Genomic DNA, 234 nt, shown 5'->3' with positions numbered 1-234 from the left:
TATTGCTATCACGCTTGAAAATATTGCTCTAAATGATGAATATTTTATTGAAAAAAAACTTTACCCTAATGTCGATTTCTATTCTGGCATTACATTAAAAGCTCTAGGATTTCCAACAGAAATGTTTACTGTTCTTTTTGCATTAGCACGCAGTGTCGGCTGGGTTGCGCAAGGGAAAGAAATGATTGAGGATCCTGCACAAAAAATTAGCCGACCACGCCAACTCTACACAGG

The 234-nt window shown here is 37.6% G+C and carries 1 protein-coding gene; it reads left to right on the top strand.

Going from position 1 to position 234, the window contains the following annotated elements; translation table 11 throughout:
* Positions 1-234, top strand: a 234-nt coding sequence (locus ACFIO5_RS13115; RefSeq protein WP_375705645.1) for a citrate/2-methylcitrate synthase, incomplete at both ends; no start/stop codon positions are given.

The sequence above is a fragment of the Bartonella sp. AA86SXKL genome (genome assembly GCF_042196885.1).
The sequence above is the reverse complement of the archived record's forward strand: the minus strand, read 5'-3'. Positions and strand labels throughout refer to the sequence as shown.